17 protein-coding genes are annotated in these 14,568 nt (G+C 69.1%); 9 read left to right on the top strand and 8 right to left on the bottom strand.

The genetic code is table 11. From position 1 onward, the window contains the following. The first annotated feature begins 32 nt into the window (after positions 1 to 32). Together AC3EGR_RS12400 and metF are read left to right on the top strand one after the other, a co-directional pair. Positions 33 to 776, top strand: a complete 744-nt coding sequence (locus tag AC3EGR_RS12400; RefSeq protein ID WP_488546788.1) for a TlyA family RNA methyltransferase — start codon at positions 33 to 35, stop codon at positions 774 to 776. Next, on the top strand, positions 773 to 1,600 hold the full coding sequence (gene metF, locus AC3EGR_RS12395) for a methylenetetrahydrofolate reductase [NAD(P)H] (protein ID WP_488546787.1): 828 nt from the start codon (positions 773 to 775) through the stop codon (positions 1,598 to 1,600). The genes AC3EGR_RS12400 and metF overlap by 4 nt, the downstream gene beginning before the upstream one ends. A gap of 24 nt (positions 1,601 to 1,624) precedes the next feature. On the opposite strand, the gene AC3EGR_RS12390 is transcribed toward metF, so the two are convergent. Both AC3EGR_RS12390 and AC3EGR_RS12385 read right to left on the bottom strand, forming a co-directional pair. Next, a complete protein-coding gene (locus AC3EGR_RS12390; protein WP_488546786.1) occupies positions 1,625 to 2,218 on the bottom strand; it encodes an ATP-dependent Clp protease proteolytic subunit in 594 nt (197 codons plus the stop codon). A gap of 45 nt (positions 2,219 to 2,263) precedes the next feature. After that, positions 2,264 to 3,148: a fructosamine kinase family protein gene (locus AC3EGR_RS12385; RefSeq protein ID WP_488546785.1), complete on the bottom strand. Its 885-nt coding sequence runs from the start codon at positions 3,146 to 3,148 to the stop codon at positions 2,264 to 2,266. 236 nt (positions 3,149 to 3,384) lie between these two features. On the opposite strand from AC3EGR_RS12385, the gene AC3EGR_RS12380 reads away from it, so the two are divergent. Then, entirely contained in the window at positions 3,385 to 3,891 is a 507-nt protein-coding gene (locus tag AC3EGR_RS12380) for a CAP domain-containing protein (RefSeq protein WP_488546784.1), read from the top strand. Between the two features lie 7 nt (positions 3,892 to 3,898). Here AC3EGR_RS12380 and AC3EGR_RS12375 read toward each other — a convergent pair whose 3' ends face one another. Further along, complete coding sequence (locus AC3EGR_RS12375) at positions 3,899 to 4,786, bottom strand: 23S rRNA (adenine(2030)-N(6))-methyltransferase RlmJ (RefSeq protein WP_488546783.1); 888 nt, start codon at positions 4,784 to 4,786, stop codon at positions 3,899 to 3,901. 248 nt (positions 4,787 to 5,034) lie between these two features. Between AC3EGR_RS12375 and rplM the strand changes: the two genes are divergently transcribed. Both rplM and rpsI read left to right on the top strand, forming a co-directional pair. Next, a complete protein-coding gene (rplM, locus tag AC3EGR_RS12370; protein WP_488546782.1) occupies positions 5,035 to 5,472 on the top strand; it encodes a 50S ribosomal protein L13 in 438 nt (145 codons plus the stop codon). Further along, positions 5,469 to 5,861: a 30S ribosomal protein S9 gene (rpsI, locus tag AC3EGR_RS12365; RefSeq protein WP_488546781.1), complete on the top strand. Its 393-nt coding sequence runs from the start codon at positions 5,469 to 5,471 to the stop codon at positions 5,859 to 5,861. The genes rplM and rpsI overlap by 4 nt, the downstream gene beginning before the upstream one ends. 93 nt (positions 5,862 to 5,954) lie before the next feature. Here the strand turns inward: rpsI and AC3EGR_RS12360 are convergent, their stop codons facing one another. After that, a complete protein-coding gene (locus AC3EGR_RS12360) occupies positions 5,955 to 6,845 on the bottom strand; it encodes a glycoside hydrolase family 12 protein (RefSeq protein WP_488546780.1) in 891 nt (296 codons plus the stop codon). Between the two features lie 746 nt (positions 6,846 to 7,591). Here AC3EGR_RS12360 and AC3EGR_RS12355 point away from each other — a divergent pair. From AC3EGR_RS12355 to erpA, 3 genes are read left to right on the top strand one after another with little or no spacing between them, the layout of a single operon-like run. Then, complete coding sequence (locus AC3EGR_RS12355) at positions 7,592 to 8,299, top strand: DUF6776 family protein (RefSeq protein ID WP_488546779.1); 708 nt, start codon at positions 7,592 to 7,594, stop codon at positions 8,297 to 8,299. Positions 8,300 to 8,338: 39 nt separating this feature from the next. Further along, positions 8,339 to 8,746 carry a bactofilin family protein gene (locus AC3EGR_RS12350; protein ID WP_488546778.1) on the top strand — a complete coding sequence of 136 codons (408 nt, stop codon included), beginning with the start codon at positions 8,339 to 8,341 and terminating at the stop codon, positions 8,744 to 8,746. A gap of 58 nt (positions 8,747 to 8,804) precedes the next feature. Beyond that, positions 8,805 to 9,170, top strand: coding sequence for an iron-sulfur cluster insertion protein ErpA (gene erpA, locus AC3EGR_RS12345; RefSeq protein WP_488546777.1), 366 nt, complete (start codon positions 8,805 to 8,807; stop codon positions 9,168 to 9,170). On the opposite strand, the gene AC3EGR_RS12340 is transcribed toward erpA, so the two are convergent. Together AC3EGR_RS12340 and AC3EGR_RS12335 are read right to left on the bottom strand one after the other, a co-directional pair. Continuing rightward, on the bottom strand, positions 9,167 to 10,273 hold the full coding sequence (locus tag AC3EGR_RS12340; protein ID WP_488546776.1) for an anhydro-N-acetylmuramic acid kinase: 1,107 nt from the start codon (positions 10,271 to 10,273) through the stop codon (positions 9,167 to 9,169). The genes erpA and AC3EGR_RS12340 overlap by 4 nt on opposite strands. 26 nt (positions 10,274 to 10,299) lie before the next feature. Next, on the bottom strand, positions 10,300 to 11,619 hold the full coding sequence (locus tag AC3EGR_RS12335; protein WP_488546775.1) for a peptidoglycan DD-metalloendopeptidase family protein: 1,320 nt from the start codon (positions 11,617 to 11,619) through the stop codon (positions 10,300 to 10,302). A 219-nt stretch (positions 11,620 to 11,838) separates the two neighbouring features. On the opposite strand from AC3EGR_RS12335, the gene tyrS reads away from it, so the two are divergent. After that, positions 11,839 to 13,071 (top strand): tyrosine--tRNA ligase, encoded by a 1,233-nt coding sequence (gene tyrS / locus AC3EGR_RS12330; RefSeq protein WP_488546774.1) that lies wholly within the window; start codon positions 11,839 to 11,841, stop codon positions 13,069 to 13,071. A 66-nt stretch (positions 13,072 to 13,137) separates the two neighbouring features. Here the strand turns inward: tyrS and AC3EGR_RS12325 are convergent, their stop codons facing one another. Together AC3EGR_RS12325 and AC3EGR_RS12320 are read right to left on the bottom strand one after the other, a co-directional pair. Then, entirely contained in the window at positions 13,138 to 13,824 is a 687-nt protein-coding gene (locus tag AC3EGR_RS12325) for an ankyrin repeat domain-containing protein (RefSeq protein WP_488546773.1), read from the bottom strand. Further along, a complete protein-coding gene (locus AC3EGR_RS12320; RefSeq protein ID WP_488546772.1) occupies positions 13,821 to 14,312 on the bottom strand; it encodes a GlcG/HbpS family heme-binding protein in 492 nt (163 codons plus the stop codon). Before AC3EGR_RS12320 ends, AC3EGR_RS12325 begins: the two co-directional genes overlap by 4 nt. Between the last annotated feature and the right edge of the window lie 256 nt (positions 14,313 to 14,568).

Genomic DNA, 14,568 nt, shown 5'->3' with positions numbered 1-14,568 from the left:
TCCCTCCCCCGGCGGGGGAGGGAGCAAGACGGATGCGTGCCGACCAGCTCCTCGTCGAACGCGGCCTCGCCGCCTCCCGCTCGCAGGCGCAGCGCCTGATCGCGGCGGGCGTGCAGTGGTTCGATGGCCGGTCCTGGAAGCGCGTCGCCAAGAACGGTGACGAGCTCCCCGCGGCCGTGCAGCTCGAATTGCTGGACGCGGCCGAATCGCGCTACGTCTCGCGCGGCGGGCTCAAGCTGGAAGGCGCCCTGCGCGCGGCCGGCCTCGATGCCGCGGGCTGGAACTGCCTCGACGTGGGCCAGTCCACCGGCGGCTTCACCGACTGCCTGCTGCAGCACGCCGCCGCGCGCGTGACGGGCGTCGACGTGGGGCATGGGCAGCTGCACGGGAAGCTGCGGCGCGACCCGCGCGTGGTCGCGATCGAGAAGCTCAACGCGCGCGAGCTGCGCGGCGAGCAGGTGGCCGCTCCCTTCGACCTCGTGACCGGCGACCTGTCCTTCATCTCGCTCACGCTGGTGCTGCCCGCCCTGGCGCCGCTGCTGAAACCGGCGGGCCACCTGCTGATGCTGGCCAAGCCGCAGTTCGAGCTGCAGCCCGGCGACATCGGCAAGGGCGGCCTCGTGCGCGATCCCGCGCTCCACCGCCAGGTGGAGCAGCGGCTGCGCGATTGCTGCGCCACACTCGGACTGGCCGTGACCGGCTGGTACGACAGCCCGATTGCGGGCGGCGACGGCAACCGCGAATTCTTCCTCCACGCCCAGACCCGGAGCCATTGATGCTTCCCATCAGCCTGGAATTCTTCCCGCCCAAGACGGCGGAAGGCAGCGAAAAGCTGCGTGCCGCGCGGGCCCAGCTCTACGCGCTCAAGCCCGAGTTCTGCTCGGTGACCTACGGCGCCGGCGGGTCGACCCACGCCGGCACATTCACCACCGTCGCCGAGATCCTCGACGAAGGCGTGGAAGCCGCCTGCCACTTCTCCTGCATAGGCGCGACACGCTCGCGCGTGCGCGACCAGCTCGCCCAGCTCAAGGCGATGGGCGTCAACCGGCTCGTGGCCTTGCGCGGCGACCTGCCCAGCGGCTACGGCCTGGGCGGCGAGTTCCAGTACGCCAGCGAGCTGGTCGAATTCATCCGGGCCGAAACGGGCGATGCGTTCCGCATCGAGGTCGCGTGCTACCCGGAAGTGCACCCGCAGGCGAAGACGCCGCAGTCGGACCTGGACGCCTTCGTGCGCAAGGTCAAGGCCGGCGCCGATTCCGCGATCACGCAGTACTTCTTCAATGCGGACTCGTACTTCCGCTTCGTCGACGAGGCACGCAAGCAGGGCGTGGGCGTGCCGGTGGTGCCCGGCATCATGCCCATCACCAATTCGAGCCAGCTGCTGCGCTTCTCCGACGGCTGCGGCGCCGAGATCCCGCGCTGGATCCGCCTGCGCCTGCAAAGCTACGGCGACGACGCGAAGTCCATCAAGGCCTTCGGCCACGAGGTCGTGGCGGACCTGTGCCGGCGCCTCGTTCAGGGCGGGGCGCCCGGGATCCACTTCTACACGATGAACCAGGCCCAGGCGACGCTGGCGCTGGGGCGGGAGCTGGCGGGCTGAGATCGGTGGGGCCGTCCGCCGACCTCAGCGCTTCAACTCGCTCTTGTTCTTGATGATCCGGCCGACCAGGCCGTACTCGATCGCTTCCTCGGCCGACAGCCAGCGGTCGCGCTCGATGTCCTCCAGCACCCCATCCAGCGGCCGCCCCGTCTCGCGGGCGATCGTGGCGGCGATGCGCTCGCGGGCCTTGATGATTTCCTGCGCATGGATGGCGATGTCGCTCGCCGGGCCGCCCGCGCCGCCGGACGGCTGGTGGATCAGGAACCGGGTGTTGGCCGTGCAGAAACGCCGCTCCTTGGGCACCGACAGGTACAGGTGCGTCGCCGCGCTGCCCACCCAGCCCGTGCCGATCATGTTCACCGGCGCGGCGATGAAGCGGATCATGTCGTGGATGGCGTCACCCGACTCGAGGTGGCCGCCCGGTGAGCTCACGATCATGTCGATGGGCGCGATCGAATCGGCGTCCAGCGCGATCAGGCGGCGGGCGACGTCGCTCGCGGACTGGTCGGAAATGGCCCCGAACAGCAGCACCGTGCGGGACTTGAACGCCTTCTCTTCCAGGAACGCGTTGCGGGGTTCGGCCGTTGCGGCCGGGGTTTCGGGATCGGGATGCTCCATGCTGACTCCTTGCATGCGCAGCATCATGCACGAAAGCGCGAACCCTCAGACGAGAGAGCGCGCCACCTGCAGCGCCTGGGCCCCATAGCCGCCCCCGAACAGCACCACGTGGTTCAGGAGGTGGTAGAGCTGGTACAGCTTCATGCGCTGGGGCGTCGGCCAGTGGCCGCCGGCTGCTTCGTAGGCGGCGCGGAAGCCCGCGGGCGGGCTGCCGAACAAGTGCATCATCGCGATCTCGGCTTCCGGGTCGGAGCAGGACACCGCCGGATCGAAGATCACCGGCGTGCCGTCGGCGAGCATGTCCCAGTTGCCTTGCCACAGGTCGCCGTGGATGAGGGCGGGCCGCGGCTGCCAGCCGTCGGCGAAGAACTCCGGCATGCGCGCGATCACCGCGTCGACCGCGTCGCGCAGCGCGGTGGCCGACGCCGGCAAGCGGTCGCGCATGGGGCACAGGCGCGAGCGCGCCCAGAAGGCCAGCCAGCCGCCCCAGCTCGCGGGCTGCAGCGGCGTGTTGCGCTGGGGCGTGGCGCCTATGCAGTTGTCGCCGCGCCAGCCGAAGCCCGCCGGCTCCAGCGGACAGGGGTGCGCGTGCAGGGCGGCCAGCGCCTCGCCGAAGCGCGCACCAAAGCCGGCATCGGGGGTGCGGAAGTCCAGCCACTCCAGCGCCAGCGCGGCGCCTCCGCCCGCAAGGTCGGCGAGCGCATGCACGGCGGGCACCCGTATGCAGCCCGTGGCCGCGAGCGCGCGCAGGCCGTCCGCTTCCGCGCGCAGCTGTCCCGCGCCGGTGCGCGGCGCGCTCTTCACGAACAGGCGCAGATGGCCTTGCCGTGCTTCCCAGGTCTCGCAGAAGCTGCTCGCCGCCAGCGGGCGCAAGCTCCATTGCCCGCCCAGTGCGTCTTCCAGCGCCGGCGGTGATTCGACGATCTCCATGGGCGCATTGTCCGAGCCGCGGCGGGGCGCAGCTGTAGCCAGGCGGCAGCTTTGTGACAGCTTGCGCCACCGCGGCCTGCTGGGCGGTACGGCGTCACGCCTGTCCGCCCCAAATCAGCCTCGTTCTGGCATGGGGAATCGCTCGCGGCGGACAAGGCGCGGCCGCCAGCCGGGGCAACCTCTGCCTCATGCACACCGTCCTGCCATCGACGTTCGTTCGTGGGGCAGTTGCCGCGTTGATCGCGCTTGCCGCCGGTTGCGGCCAGGCGCCACTGGCGCGCCCCGACACCGCGGCACTCGGTGCCGGCGCGGCGCCCGGCCGTTGCGAACTGCAGCGCATCGAGGCCCTGCGCGCGGTCAACGCCGCGCGCGCGTCGGCCCGCCGGTGCGGCGACCGCGCCATGTCGGCGGCACCGCCCCTGCAGTGGAACCAGCAGCTGTACTGGGCGGCCGACCTGCACGCGCGCGACATGGCCCGCAAGGACTACCTGGAACACCGCGACCCCGGGGGCGACTCGGTCCGGGAGCGCGTGCGGGCGCAGAACTATCCCTGGCGGCACGTGGGCGAGAACATCGCCGGCGGCACGGACACGCTCGAACACACCGTGGAAGCGTGGCTGGAAAGCCCCTCGCACTGCGAGAACCTGATGGAGCCGGACTACCGCGACGTGGGCCTCGCCTGCGCGGAACGCACCGGCACCGAATACGACAACTACTGGGCGCTCGTGATGGCGCGCAGGTGAGCGCGGCTCAGGACGATTCGACCAGCTGCATCTGGCCGCGTCCGCGCCCGAGCACTTCCAGCAGGGCTGGCAGCGCCTCCTGGAGCGAGGCCTTGAGCGTGTGCGGCGGGTTGACCAGGAACACGCCGCTGGCGGTCAGCCCGGGCCGCTGGGCCTGCTCGCCCGGCTCCTGCGGCGCCTGGCCGATGTTGAGCACGGCGTGCAGCCAGGGCCTGCCGGCCTGGTTGGTGACGGTCTTCAGGCGCCGCGGCAGTTCGTGGGCCTCCGGCCGCGGAATGACCGGATACCAGACCATGAAGGTGCCGGTGGCGAACTTCTTCAGCGACTCCTGCACGCAGTGCGCCACCTTGCCGTAGTCGCTCTTGATCTCGTAGCTGGGGTCGATCAGCACCAGGCCGCGGCGCGACGGCGGCGGCAGCAGCGCCCGCAGCCCTTCGAAACCGTCCTCGCGCTTGACCACCACCTGGCGTTTGCGTTCCAACTGGTCGACGTGTCCCTCGAGCGCCTTGGTGTCCGTCGGATGCAGTTCGAACAGCCACAGCCGGTCGCGGGGCTCCTGCCTCAGCAGGGCGCCGGTCACGAAGGGAGAACCGGGGTAGACCTTGTGGCGGCCCGAGGAGTTGAAGCCCGCGAGCATCTCCAGGTAGTCGGCCACGAGCGGCGGCGGCTCGCTGGCCAGCGGGCTCGCCAGCAGCTTGACGATCCCGTCCTGCGCTTCGCCGGAGGTGCCGGCGAAGTCGCTGTCCAGGCGGTACAGGCCGGCGCCGGCATGGGTGTCCACCACCGTGATGGCCGTAGGCTTGGCCTGCAGGTGCTTCAGCACGGCGACCAGCACCATGTGTTTGAGGACGTCGGCGTGGTTGCCGGCGTGGAAGCCGTGGCGGTAGCTGAACATGGGGGGTGGATGGTAGCCGGGTCGGTGGGTTCGGCGCTCCGCTGCCGCACCGTCACCCTACACCCAAGCCACGGTTCGCAGGGGGTGCGGCGCACCGGCGGACCCCACCGCCGGCTTGCCGCTATAATGCCGGGTTCCGTAGCGCATTTGGGTCCCGCGACGGAAGCTTTGCCTGCCTCCTAAGAGGTCCCCGCCAGAGGGACACCGACCGAGGAAAAGGACCCGCCAAACCTTACTCGAGAGTCTTTATGACCAGCACTGTCAGCGCCAAGCCCGCTGACGTGAAGCACGAGTGGTTTGTGATTGACGCCACCGACAAGGTGCTCGGCCGGGTAGCCAGCGAAGCTGCCCTCCGACTGCGCGGCAAGCACAAGGCCATTTACACGCCTCACGTCGACACCGGCGACTTCATCGTCGTCATCAACGCCTCCAAGCTCCGGGTCACCGGCGCGAAGGAGACCGACAAGATCTATTACCGCCACACCGGCTACCCGGGTGGCATCCGCCAGCAGACCTTCAAGGAAATGCAGGCCAAGCACCCCGGCCGCGCGCTGGAGAAGGCCGTCAAGGGCATGCTGCCCAAGGGCCCGCTCGGCTACGCCATGATCAAGAAGCTGAAGGTTTACGGCGGCGCCGAGCATCCGCATACCGCGCAGCAACCCAAGCCCCTGGAGATCCGCGCATGATCGGTGAATGGAACAACGGCACCGGCCGCCGCAAGTCGAGCGTCGCCCGCGTGTTTCTGAAGAAGGGCGCCGGCAAGATCACGGTCAATGGCAAGGACATCGCCGAGTTCTTCGGCCGCCAGACCTCGATCATGATCGCCCGCCAGCCCCTGGTGCTGACCGGCAACAACGAGGCCTTCGACATCCAGTGCAACGTGCACGGTGGCGGTGAGTCCGGCCAGGCCGGCGCCGTGCGCCACGGCATCACGCGCGCCCTGATCGACTACGACGCGAGCCTCAAGCCCCAGCTGTCCGCAGCCGGCTTCGTGACCCGCGACGCCCGCGAGGTCGAGCGCAAGAAGGTGGGCCTGCACTCCGCCCGCCGCCGCAAGCAGTTCAGCAAGCGCTAAACCGCTCCGGCATCCACCTGGCCCGATGGGCCCACGATCCGCCCCAGTCGTTGACTGGGGCGTTTCTTTTTCTGCCGATGGTGTGGGGAGTTCCTATTTCCAGACGCGGTAGTTGAACATCGTGAGGTCGCCCGTGCCGTCCACGGGCTCCACGCCCAGCTCCACGCTCACGCAGTACTCGTTGCCGGTGGCCCAGGTGGCGCCGGTCGCGTCCTTCTGCGTGGCGACGTAGTTGATGAACTTGGCGAGGTCCAGGCTGCCGGGCTGGATGCCGGGCTGATCGGGTTCGAACACGATGAACTTCCACAGGCCGTTGAAGTTGGGCGCGTAGTAGACGTGCCAGAGGCGGCCGTCGATGGTCGCGTCGTGGCTGTACCAGCTCGGGTTGCGCGTCGGATAGGCGCCGTAGCCGCCCCAGTAGTCCAGCGGGATCATGATCTCGTGCGTGATCTCGCCGGCCGCATTGAAGCCGTGTATCTGCTCCGGCGTGTTCTGCAGCCAGATGTCGTAGCTCAGGTGCCCGCGACCCGTAGGCGCCGCGTTGTGCTGGTAGGAGGCCGACGACTTGAGGGACGCGATCGGCAGTTGCAGCGGGAAGATCGTCCCGGGCGTCTTGCCGCTCGGATAGGTCTGGCTGATGGTGCCATCGAGGAGCAAGACCTCGTAGCCCGCGGGCACGATCCAGGAGTTCGCGTAGCCGGGCTTGTTGCCCGAAAGAAACGCCATGTAGCTCTTGACCTCGGTGGTCCCCGTGGGCCACCCCCAGGTGATGCGGCCTGCGACTTCGCCGTTGGGCCCCATGGTCTTGCTCACGCCCATGCTCTGCTGGAACTGCGAGCCCGCCAGCCCCGTATAGGTGCCGCGGGTGAGGGACCCGGCACCCCACACGCCGTCCTGCAGCCAGTAGGCGCTGGTGTCGAAGCCGGTCTGGAGCAGCGTCGAAGGCCAGATGCCCAGGGTGATGTCGGTCGGCGCTGCGGGCACGGGCGCAGGAGCGGGTGCGGGCGCCGGAGCGGGCGCTGGGGCCGGCGCAGGCGCCGGCGCGGGCGCAGGCGCCGGAGCAGGGGCGGGAGCAGGCGCAGGCGCAGGCTTGGGAGCCTGGGAGGTCGGCGGCGGGGCAGGCGCCTTGGACGGCTTGCCGCTGAGGAGGGATCCGAGGGAACCGGAGTCGACGGTCGCGGTCGCACTGCCGGAAGCATCTCCGCCGCCGCCGCAGCCCATCAGCGCAGCGGAAAAAAGAAACCCAAGGGTGAACGTGCTTTTCATTGCGATGCTTGAACGGGGTATGGCGCCGACCCGGCTGTGCGCTGCCGCTGAGCACAGCGGCAAAAAGACTCTACAGCCGAGCTGCCGCGCAGCTGTTCGCAATCGCAGAGCCATTCACGGGGCGCGTGCGTGATTTTCTTGGCGGGGTCTCTGGCGTTGTCACTCCGAATGCCGCGCCACTTCAGGCTTTGTCCGACGCAGGAGCAGGAAGCCCTCCTACAAAGCGGTTTTATGTAATTGCACTTAGCGGTACACCGTTACGATGAAGTGAAGAATTTTCCGCAGCCGGTGTTGCGTCGGCGACATCTCGCGGCACTCGGCATCCCCGAGCGGCAGGAAAAGGTCGGCCGGGGTAATGGCCGAGTTGTTGAGGTTGCCTCCGCGCCTCGCGGCGTCTGATCCGACACAAAGCTGCACAAGATTGGACTTGCCCGGGGATGGCCCTTTGGGCAGCATCCTCATCCATGCGTTTCAAACTGCTCAGGCGGAGACTGACGATCAGCGCGCCGAGGATGAAGGTGCGCAGCGCCATGCCCTGGCCGGTGCAATGGGCCGCCGCCGCCGTGGTGCTCGGCTTCTGCGGCGCGATCAGCCTGTGGGCCTTCGAGAAGGGCAAGGAGATCGCCGGCGTCGACCAGTCCGCCAAGGATGAGCTGGCGCAGCTGCGCGACGAGGTCGGGCACCTGCGCAGCGAGCGCGACCGCGTCCAGTCGATCCTGAATACGTCGGGAAGCGCCATCACCGTGGAGCGAGCCGCCCAGGAACGCCTGTCCGCGCAGATCCGCACCCTGGAGGCCGAGAACCGGTCGCTCCGCGAAGACCTCGGCTTCTTCGAGAAGCTCACGCCGGTCAACGGCACCGAAGCCGTGGCCATCCGCGGCCTGCAGGCCGAGGTGATGGGCGGCAGCCAGCTGAAGTGGCAGGTGCTGGTGATCCAGCCGGTCAAGAACGCACCCGAATTCCGTGGCAAGCTCGAACTGAACCTTTCGGGTACGCAGGACGGCAAACCCTGGGCCATGCCTTTCCCGGTCGGGGGGCAACCGTTGCAATTCCGCCAATACCGCCGCCTCGAAGGGATGGTCGACCTGCCGCCGCAGGTAGTCGTGAAAAACGTCTCGGCGCGGGTGGTCGAGGGCACGGTGAGCCGGGCCGTCCACAATGTATCGTTGTAGTCAGAATTGCAGTAGTTCCGTTCGTTGAGGAGTTCCCCCATGTTTGGCAAGAAAGCCCAGCCGCCCATCAAGAGCCTGATCGCCCAAGGCACGCGCATCGAAGGCAACGTGAAGTTCACCGAGGGCCTGCGGGTCGATGGCGAGGTCTATGGCGACATCCAGGCGAGCTCCGAAGAGGCGGGCAGCCTGCTCGTGATCTCCGAAGCCTCGGTGGTGGAGGGCGGCGTGATCGCCGACCACGTCATCATCAACGGCACCGTGCGCGGCGCGGTCCACGCCCGCGAACTGCTCGAGTTGCAGCCCAAGGCCCGGATCGAAGGCGATGTGTCCTACGTGGCACTGGAAATGCACCAGGGCGCCACCATCTCCGGTCAACTGAAGCCGCTGGTGACCGCGGCGCCGGGCGAGGAGGAAAAACCCTTGCTGAAACTGGCCAAGAGCGCCTGAGCCGTGCGGCCTGTCCGCGGCGCGGTACTATGGTGTCCAATCTGAGGAAAGAATGTCCATGAGCGCTGTTGCCGAGAACGTTTCCACCGACATGCCCGCGCCGCTGCTGTTCACGGACAGTGCCGCGGCCAAGGTCGCCGAGCTGATCGCCGAGGAAGGCAACCCCGACCTCAAGCTGCGCGTCTTCGTGCAGGGGGGCGGCTGCTCCGGCTTCCAGTACGGCTTCACCTTCGACGAGATCGCGAACGACGACGACACCGTCATGACCAAGAACGGTGTCTCGCTGCTGATCGACGCGATGAGCTACCAGTACCTGGTCGGCGCCGAGATCGACTACAAGGAAGACCTGCAGGGTGCGCAGTTCGTGATCAAGAACCCGAACGCCACCACCACCTGCGGTTGCGGATCGAGCTTCTCGGCCTAGGCCGGGTAGATCCCACCCAACACACGGGCGCCTCGGGCGCCCGTGGTGCTTTGGAGCTCCAGTTTCCCGCCGCGCAGGCACTGCATGGCGAGCCAGGCGAAGGCGGCGGCTTCGACCTGCAGGGGCGGCAGGCCTTCGTCCTCGCTGGAGACCACCCGCGCCCGGGGCAGCAGCGCCCGCAGCCGTCGCATCAGGTGCCCGTTCAGCGCACCACCGCCGCAGGCGATCAGCTTTTCGAGTTCGGGCGCGTGCCGCTGCACGTCGTCCGCACAGGCCCGCGCGGTCAGCTCCGTGAGCGTGGCCTGCACGTCGGCCGGTGCGGCTTGGGCAAAGCGTGCGAGGTGCGCATCCAGCCAGGGGCGGTTGAACAGGTCGCGCCCCGTGCTCTTGGGCGGCGCCTGCGTGAAGTAGGCCTCGGCCAGCAGCGCCGCGAGCAGCTGCGGCAGCACCTGTCCGCTCGCGGCCCAGCGACCGTCCTCGTCGTAGGGCTTGCCGGTGTGCTGCGCGCACCAGGCGTCCATCAGCGCGTTGCCGGGGCCGCAGTCGAAACCCTGCATGGAGCCGTCCGCGCGCAACAGGGTGATGTTGCTGATGCCACCGATGTTCAGCACGCCCACGGTCTGGCCGGGGTGGGCGAACACGGCCTGGTGGAAGAAGGGCGCAAGCGGCGCGCCTTGCCCGCCGGCGGCCACGTCGCGGCTGCGGAAGTCCGCCACCACGCGGATGCCGGTGAGCTCCGCCAGCAAGGCAGGTTGCGCGAGCTGGATGGTGTATCCGGTGCCGTCGAACTGCTGCGGCCGGTGGCGCACGGTCTGGCCGTGGGCGCCGATCGCCGAGATGGCGCTGGGCGGCAGCCCCGATTGCGCCAGCAGCTGCGCCACCACGCGCGCGTAGACGCGCATCAGGCCGTTCCCGGCCAGCCAGCCGCGGTGCAACTCGTCCGGTCCGGAGGCGTTGAGCGCCATCAGCTCGGAGCGCAGGGCGTCGTCGAAGGGGGCGCTGGCGTGCTGCAGCACGCGCACGCCGGAGGAAAAATCGGCGATGACGCCGTCCACGCCGTCCATGGACGTGCCGGACATCAGGCCGATGAACAGATCCTGCATGGGGCGCATCCTAGCGCCCCGCCGGTTCAGCGCGCGCTGGCGACCAGGCTGGTCGAGCCGGCCACGGCCAGCTGCGACTGCATGGCCTGGGCCACCTGGGTGAAGCGGGCACGCGTCTGCGCGCTCAGCTCCTGGGCCGGCGCATTGCGGCGGGCCACTTCCAGCGGGTCCTTCAGGGCGCCGCCTTCGCGGAACTCGAAGTGCAGGTGCGGGCCGGTCGCCCAGCCGGTGGAACCGACCGCGCCGACCCGGTCGCCGCGCTGCACGCGCTGGCCCTGGCGCACGTCGATGCGCGAGAGGTGGGCGTACAGCGTGCTGCTGGCGTTGCCGTGCTCGATCTTGACCACGTTGCCGTAGCCGTTCATCTGGCCCGCGAAGTCCACCACGCCGTCGCCGACGGTGCGCACGGGCGCGCCGGTGGGCGCGCCGTAGTCCACGCCGTTGTGCGCCCGCCAGGTGTTGAACACCGGGTGCAGGCGCATCTTGAAGGTGCTGGTGATGCGCGTGATCTCCATCGGCGAGGCGAGGAAGGCGCGCTCCAGGCTGTGGCCCTGGGCGTCGAAGTAACCGCCGCGCTGGCCGGGCTCCTGGAACCAGAAGGCCTGCAGGCTGCGGCCGCCGTTCTCGAACTGCGCCGACACGACGCGGCCGGTGCGCAGCGGTTCGCCGTCGGCTTCCAGCGTCTCGTAGACGACCGAGAAGCGGTCGCCGGCGCGCAGGCGGTGGAAATCGATGTCGCCGGAGAACACGTCCACCAGCTGGTTGGTCACCGCGTCGGGGATGCCGGCGTCGTCGACGGCCGCGAACAGGGAGGTGCGGACGCTGCCGCTGCCCACGCGCAGCGATGCCACCAGGGGCGCCGTCTCGACGCGGCTGGCGAACTGGCCGGAGGCCTGGCGCTCCACGACGAGGCGCTGGAACTGCTTGTCGTCGGTGGCCCAGCGCACCTGCAGGCCCTGCAGGTTGCGGTTGTCGCTGACCGTGGCGGTCACGTTGCGGCCGGCGGCCCCCAGCACCTGCGTGCGGGCGAGCGTGTCCTGGCGCAGGAAGGCCGCGGCGGCGGGATCGTTGACGCCCAGGCGGGCGAGCAGGGCTTCGGCCGTGTCGGTCGAGCGGACCTGTTCGGCGAAAAAGAGGTTGAAGCGGTGCGCATCCAGCGCTTCGCTCTGCGCGGCCAGCGGCAGGGGCTGCACGTTCTCCAGGATCTCGCGCACGGGCAGCAGGGCCGGGTCCGGTCCGAGGGAGGCCACGGCCAATGCGCCACCGCCCCCGGTCAGCAACAGGGCGGCGACCAGCGCCGTGACCTGGCGGGGATGGTGTTCGAGCGCGCGGGCTACGCGGGACACGCACTGCTCCCCGAGAGTCCACCAAGTTTGCTTCACTGATTGTCCTCGTCGCCCGCCAGCAGTCTTGTCCTACAGGCCGGTCGGGTGTTGTCCTGCACACTGGCGCGGCGCGCGCCTATGGCGGGAACTGTGGACGGGCTGCCCCAACTAGAATCGGCAGCCCACGAAAGGTGCCGCAGTATAGCCAGCCAGACGCCCCGAGTCGCTGTAAAACCCCTTATGAATCAAGAGCTTGTTACAAAATACCCGGTCACCCCCCGCGTCGGGGAGGCCATGGCCGTGAGCTTGCGAGGGGCCGAGGAACTGCTCCCGAAGGACGATTGGGAGCAGAAGCTGGCGCGCTCCGAAGCGACCGGCGTGCCGCTGCGCATCAAGCTGGGGCTGGACCCCACCGCCCCCGACATCCACATCGGGCACACGGTGGTGCTGAACAAGATGCGGCAGCTCCAGGACCTGGGGCACCAGGTGATCTTCCTGATCGGGGACTTCACTTCCATGATCGGCGACCCGTCCGGCCGCAACACCACGCGGCCGCCGCTGACCGCCGAGCAGATCAAGGTGAACGCCGAGACCTACCGCGCCCAGGCCGACAAGATCCTGGATCCTTCCCGGACCGAGCTGCGCTACAACAGCGAATGGAGCGACCCGCTGGGGGCGCGGGGAATGATCCAACTGGCCGCCAAGTACACGGTCGCGCGGATGATGGAGCGCAACGACTTCCACGAGCGCTTCAAGGCCGGCACGCCGATCTCCATCCACGAGTTCCTGTACCCGCTCATGCAGGGCTACGACTCGGTCGCGCTGAAGTCCGACCTGGAGCTCGGTGGCACGGACCAGAAGTTCAACCTGCTCATGGGCCGGCACCTGCAGCAGGAATACGGGCAGGAGCCGCAGTGCATCCTGACCATGCCGTTGCTGGAAGGCCTGGACGGCGTCGAGAAGATGTCCAAGAGCAAGGGCAATTACATCGGCGTGACCGAGGAGCCGAACAGCATGTTCGCCAAGGTGATGTCGATCTCCGACACCCTCATGTGGCGCTGGTACACGCTGCTGAGCTTCCGGAGTTCCGCCGAAATCGAAACGCTCAAGCGCGAGGTCGCCGGCGGACGCAATCCGCGCGATGCCAAGGTGATGCTGGCCAAGGAGATCACGGCGCGCTTCCACGACCCGGCGGCCGCCGACGCCGCGGAGCAGGACTTCGTCAACCGCAGCAAGGGCGGGGTGCCGGACGAAATCCCGGAAGTGACCTTGTCCGGCGCGCCCCTGGGCATCGCGCAGTTGCTCAAGCAGGCGGGGCTCGCGCCCTCCACCAGCGAGGCCAACCGCCTGATCGATGGCGGCGGCGTGCGGGTGGATTCCGGTGCGGTCAGCGACAAGGGCCTCAAGCTGGAGCCCGGCACGTATGTCGTGCAGGTGGGCAAGCGCAAATTCGCGCGGGTGACGCTGGGATAGCCGGCGTTCGACCCCTTGCCCGGGTCGAGCCAGCCTTGATGATGTACCCCGGCCGGCCCCACTGACTCAGCGCATCTTCGCGGCCTGCAGCATCTTCACCATCTCCCCATGACCGCGCGCTGTCGCCAACTGCAGCGGCGTCCGGCCTTCCCGGTCGGCGAGCTTCAGGTTCGCGCCGGCATCCACCAGCGCCTTCAACGTGGCCTGGTGGCGCGGTCCGCCGTCGCCCAGCACGATGGACTCGATCACCGCGGTCCAGTGCAGGTTGTTCACGTGGTCCAGCGGCGCGCCGGCGGCGATCAGCTGCTGCACGACGCCGGCGTGGCCCAGGTGCGCCGCGGCGATCAAGGCCGTGCCGTCGTAGCGGCTGGTCACCTGCCTGGCGCTGGCACCCAGGGACAGCAGCAGGCGCAGCGTCTCCTCGTCGTTGGCGACGGAGGCGATGGTGACGGCGTCGTAGCGGTCGTTCTCCAGCAGGTCCAGCTTCGCGCCCGCCTTGGCCAGCGCCTGGACGGCCGCGCGCTGCCGGGCGAAGGTCGCGACGTGCAGCGGCGTGCGGCCGTGCGCGTCGCGGGCGTTCAGGTCCTCGCCCCTGGCCGCCAGCGCGGCGATGCGGACCGCGTCTCCGGCTTGCGCCGCCGCGTGCACGCCTTGGTAGCCGGCGGCCTCGGCGCTCGTGGGGCCGACCTGCGCCTGCGCGGCGGCCGTCGCCGCGAAGCCGAGGGCCAGCACCAGGACGCGCAGCGATTTCATTGCAGCTGCCCCTTCACCTTGTCGATCGCCGCGACCGCGCATTGCTCGTCGAGCTGGCCGCCCGGCGCGCCGCCGACACCCACGGCGCCGATGGTTTCGTTGCCCACCTTGATCGGCACGCCCCCTCCCAGCAAGAGGAAGCCCGGCAGGTAGACCAGGTTCGCGCCGGCGGGGTTCTTCTGCGCGCCTTCCATCATGGCCTGCGTGCTGTTCTTCGCCGAGGCCGAGGTCCAGGCCTTGCGCTCGCTGGAGGCGAGCGTGTGCGGGCCGGCATTGTCGGCGCGCATCACGGCGCGCACGGTGCCGGCGCGGTCCACCACGGTGGCGGCGACCGCGTAGCCGTTGGCGGCGCAGGCGTTCACCGCCTCCGCCGCGACCTGGCCGGCCAGCGCCAGCGAGATGTTGCGTTCGCTGCGGACGGATTGGGCGTGGGCCACGGAGCCGGCGAGGGCCAGGGCAGCGATGAAGGCTGAAGCGATGGGGCGCATGGGTTCTCCTTTGGGTTGGTGGGAGAACTGTAGGAATTGCAGGCCGGGACGACCATTCGTACGGCTACGCCTTGGGGTCCGTAGAACTACGCAGCGGTGGGGTTCGCGTGCGCTCACCGGCCGACGCTGGCGCGTCGCCACCCTTGTATTGTTCATGATTGAATTTCCAGAGTTCGGCGAGAGCCGAGCGGAGCGGGTGTACGCCGTCGCCACCCTTTGGACCTCAGCCTGAGCTGTAGATCAAGCGGCACTCGCT

This window comes from Ramlibacter sp. G4-7 (genome assembly GCF_057784995.1).
The sequence above is the reverse complement of the archived record's forward strand: the minus strand, read 5'-3'. Positions and strand labels throughout refer to the sequence as shown.

Bases quoted from the DNA above. Each gene is read 5' to 3' on its own strand.
- AC3EGR_RS12320 (WP_488546772.1), bottom strand. From the start codon at position 14,312: ATGCGCCCCATCGCTTCAGCCTTCATCGCTGCCCTGGCCCTCGCCGGC.
- AC3EGR_RS12350 (WP_488546778.1), top strand. From the start codon at position 8,339: ATGTTTGGCAAGAAAGCCCAGCCGCCCATCAAGAGCCTGATCGCCCAA.
- AC3EGR_RS12390 (WP_488546786.1), bottom strand. From the start codon at position 2,218: ATGGAGCATCCCGATCCCGAAACCCCGGCCGCAACGGCCGAACCCCGC.
- AC3EGR_RS12340 (WP_488546776.1), bottom strand. From the start codon at position 10,273: ATGCAGGATCTGTTCATCGGCCTGATGTCCGGCACGTCCATGGACGGC.
- AC3EGR_RS12325 (WP_488546773.1), bottom strand. From the start codon at position 13,824: ATGAAATCGCTGCGCGTCCTGGTGCTGGCCCTCGGCTTCGCGGCGACG.
- AC3EGR_RS12385 (WP_488546785.1), bottom strand. From the start codon at position 3,148: ATGGAGATCGTCGAATCACCGCCGGCGCTGGAAGACGCACTGGGCGGG.
- tyrS (WP_488546774.1), top strand. From the start codon at position 11,839: ATGAATCAAGAGCTTGTTACAAAATACCCGGTCACCCCCCGCGTCGGG.
- AC3EGR_RS12400 (WP_488546788.1), top strand. From the start codon at position 33: ATGCGTGCCGACCAGCTCCTCGTCGAACGCGGCCTCGCCGCCTCCCGC.
- rpsI (WP_488546781.1), top strand. From the start codon at position 5,469: ATGATCGGTGAATGGAACAACGGCACCGGCCGCCGCAAGTCGAGCGTC.
- AC3EGR_RS12375 (WP_488546783.1), bottom strand. From the start codon at position 4,786: ATGTTCAGCTACCGCCACGGCTTCCACGCCGGCAACCACGCCGACGTC.
- rplM (WP_488546782.1), top strand. From the start codon at position 5,035: ATGACCAGCACTGTCAGCGCCAAGCCCGCTGACGTGAAGCACGAGTGG.
- erpA (WP_488546777.1), top strand. From the start codon at position 8,805: ATGAGCGCTGTTGCCGAGAACGTTTCCACCGACATGCCCGCGCCGCTG.
- AC3EGR_RS12355 (WP_488546779.1), top strand. From the start codon at position 7,592: ATGCGTTTCAAACTGCTCAGGCGGAGACTGACGATCAGCGCGCCGAGG.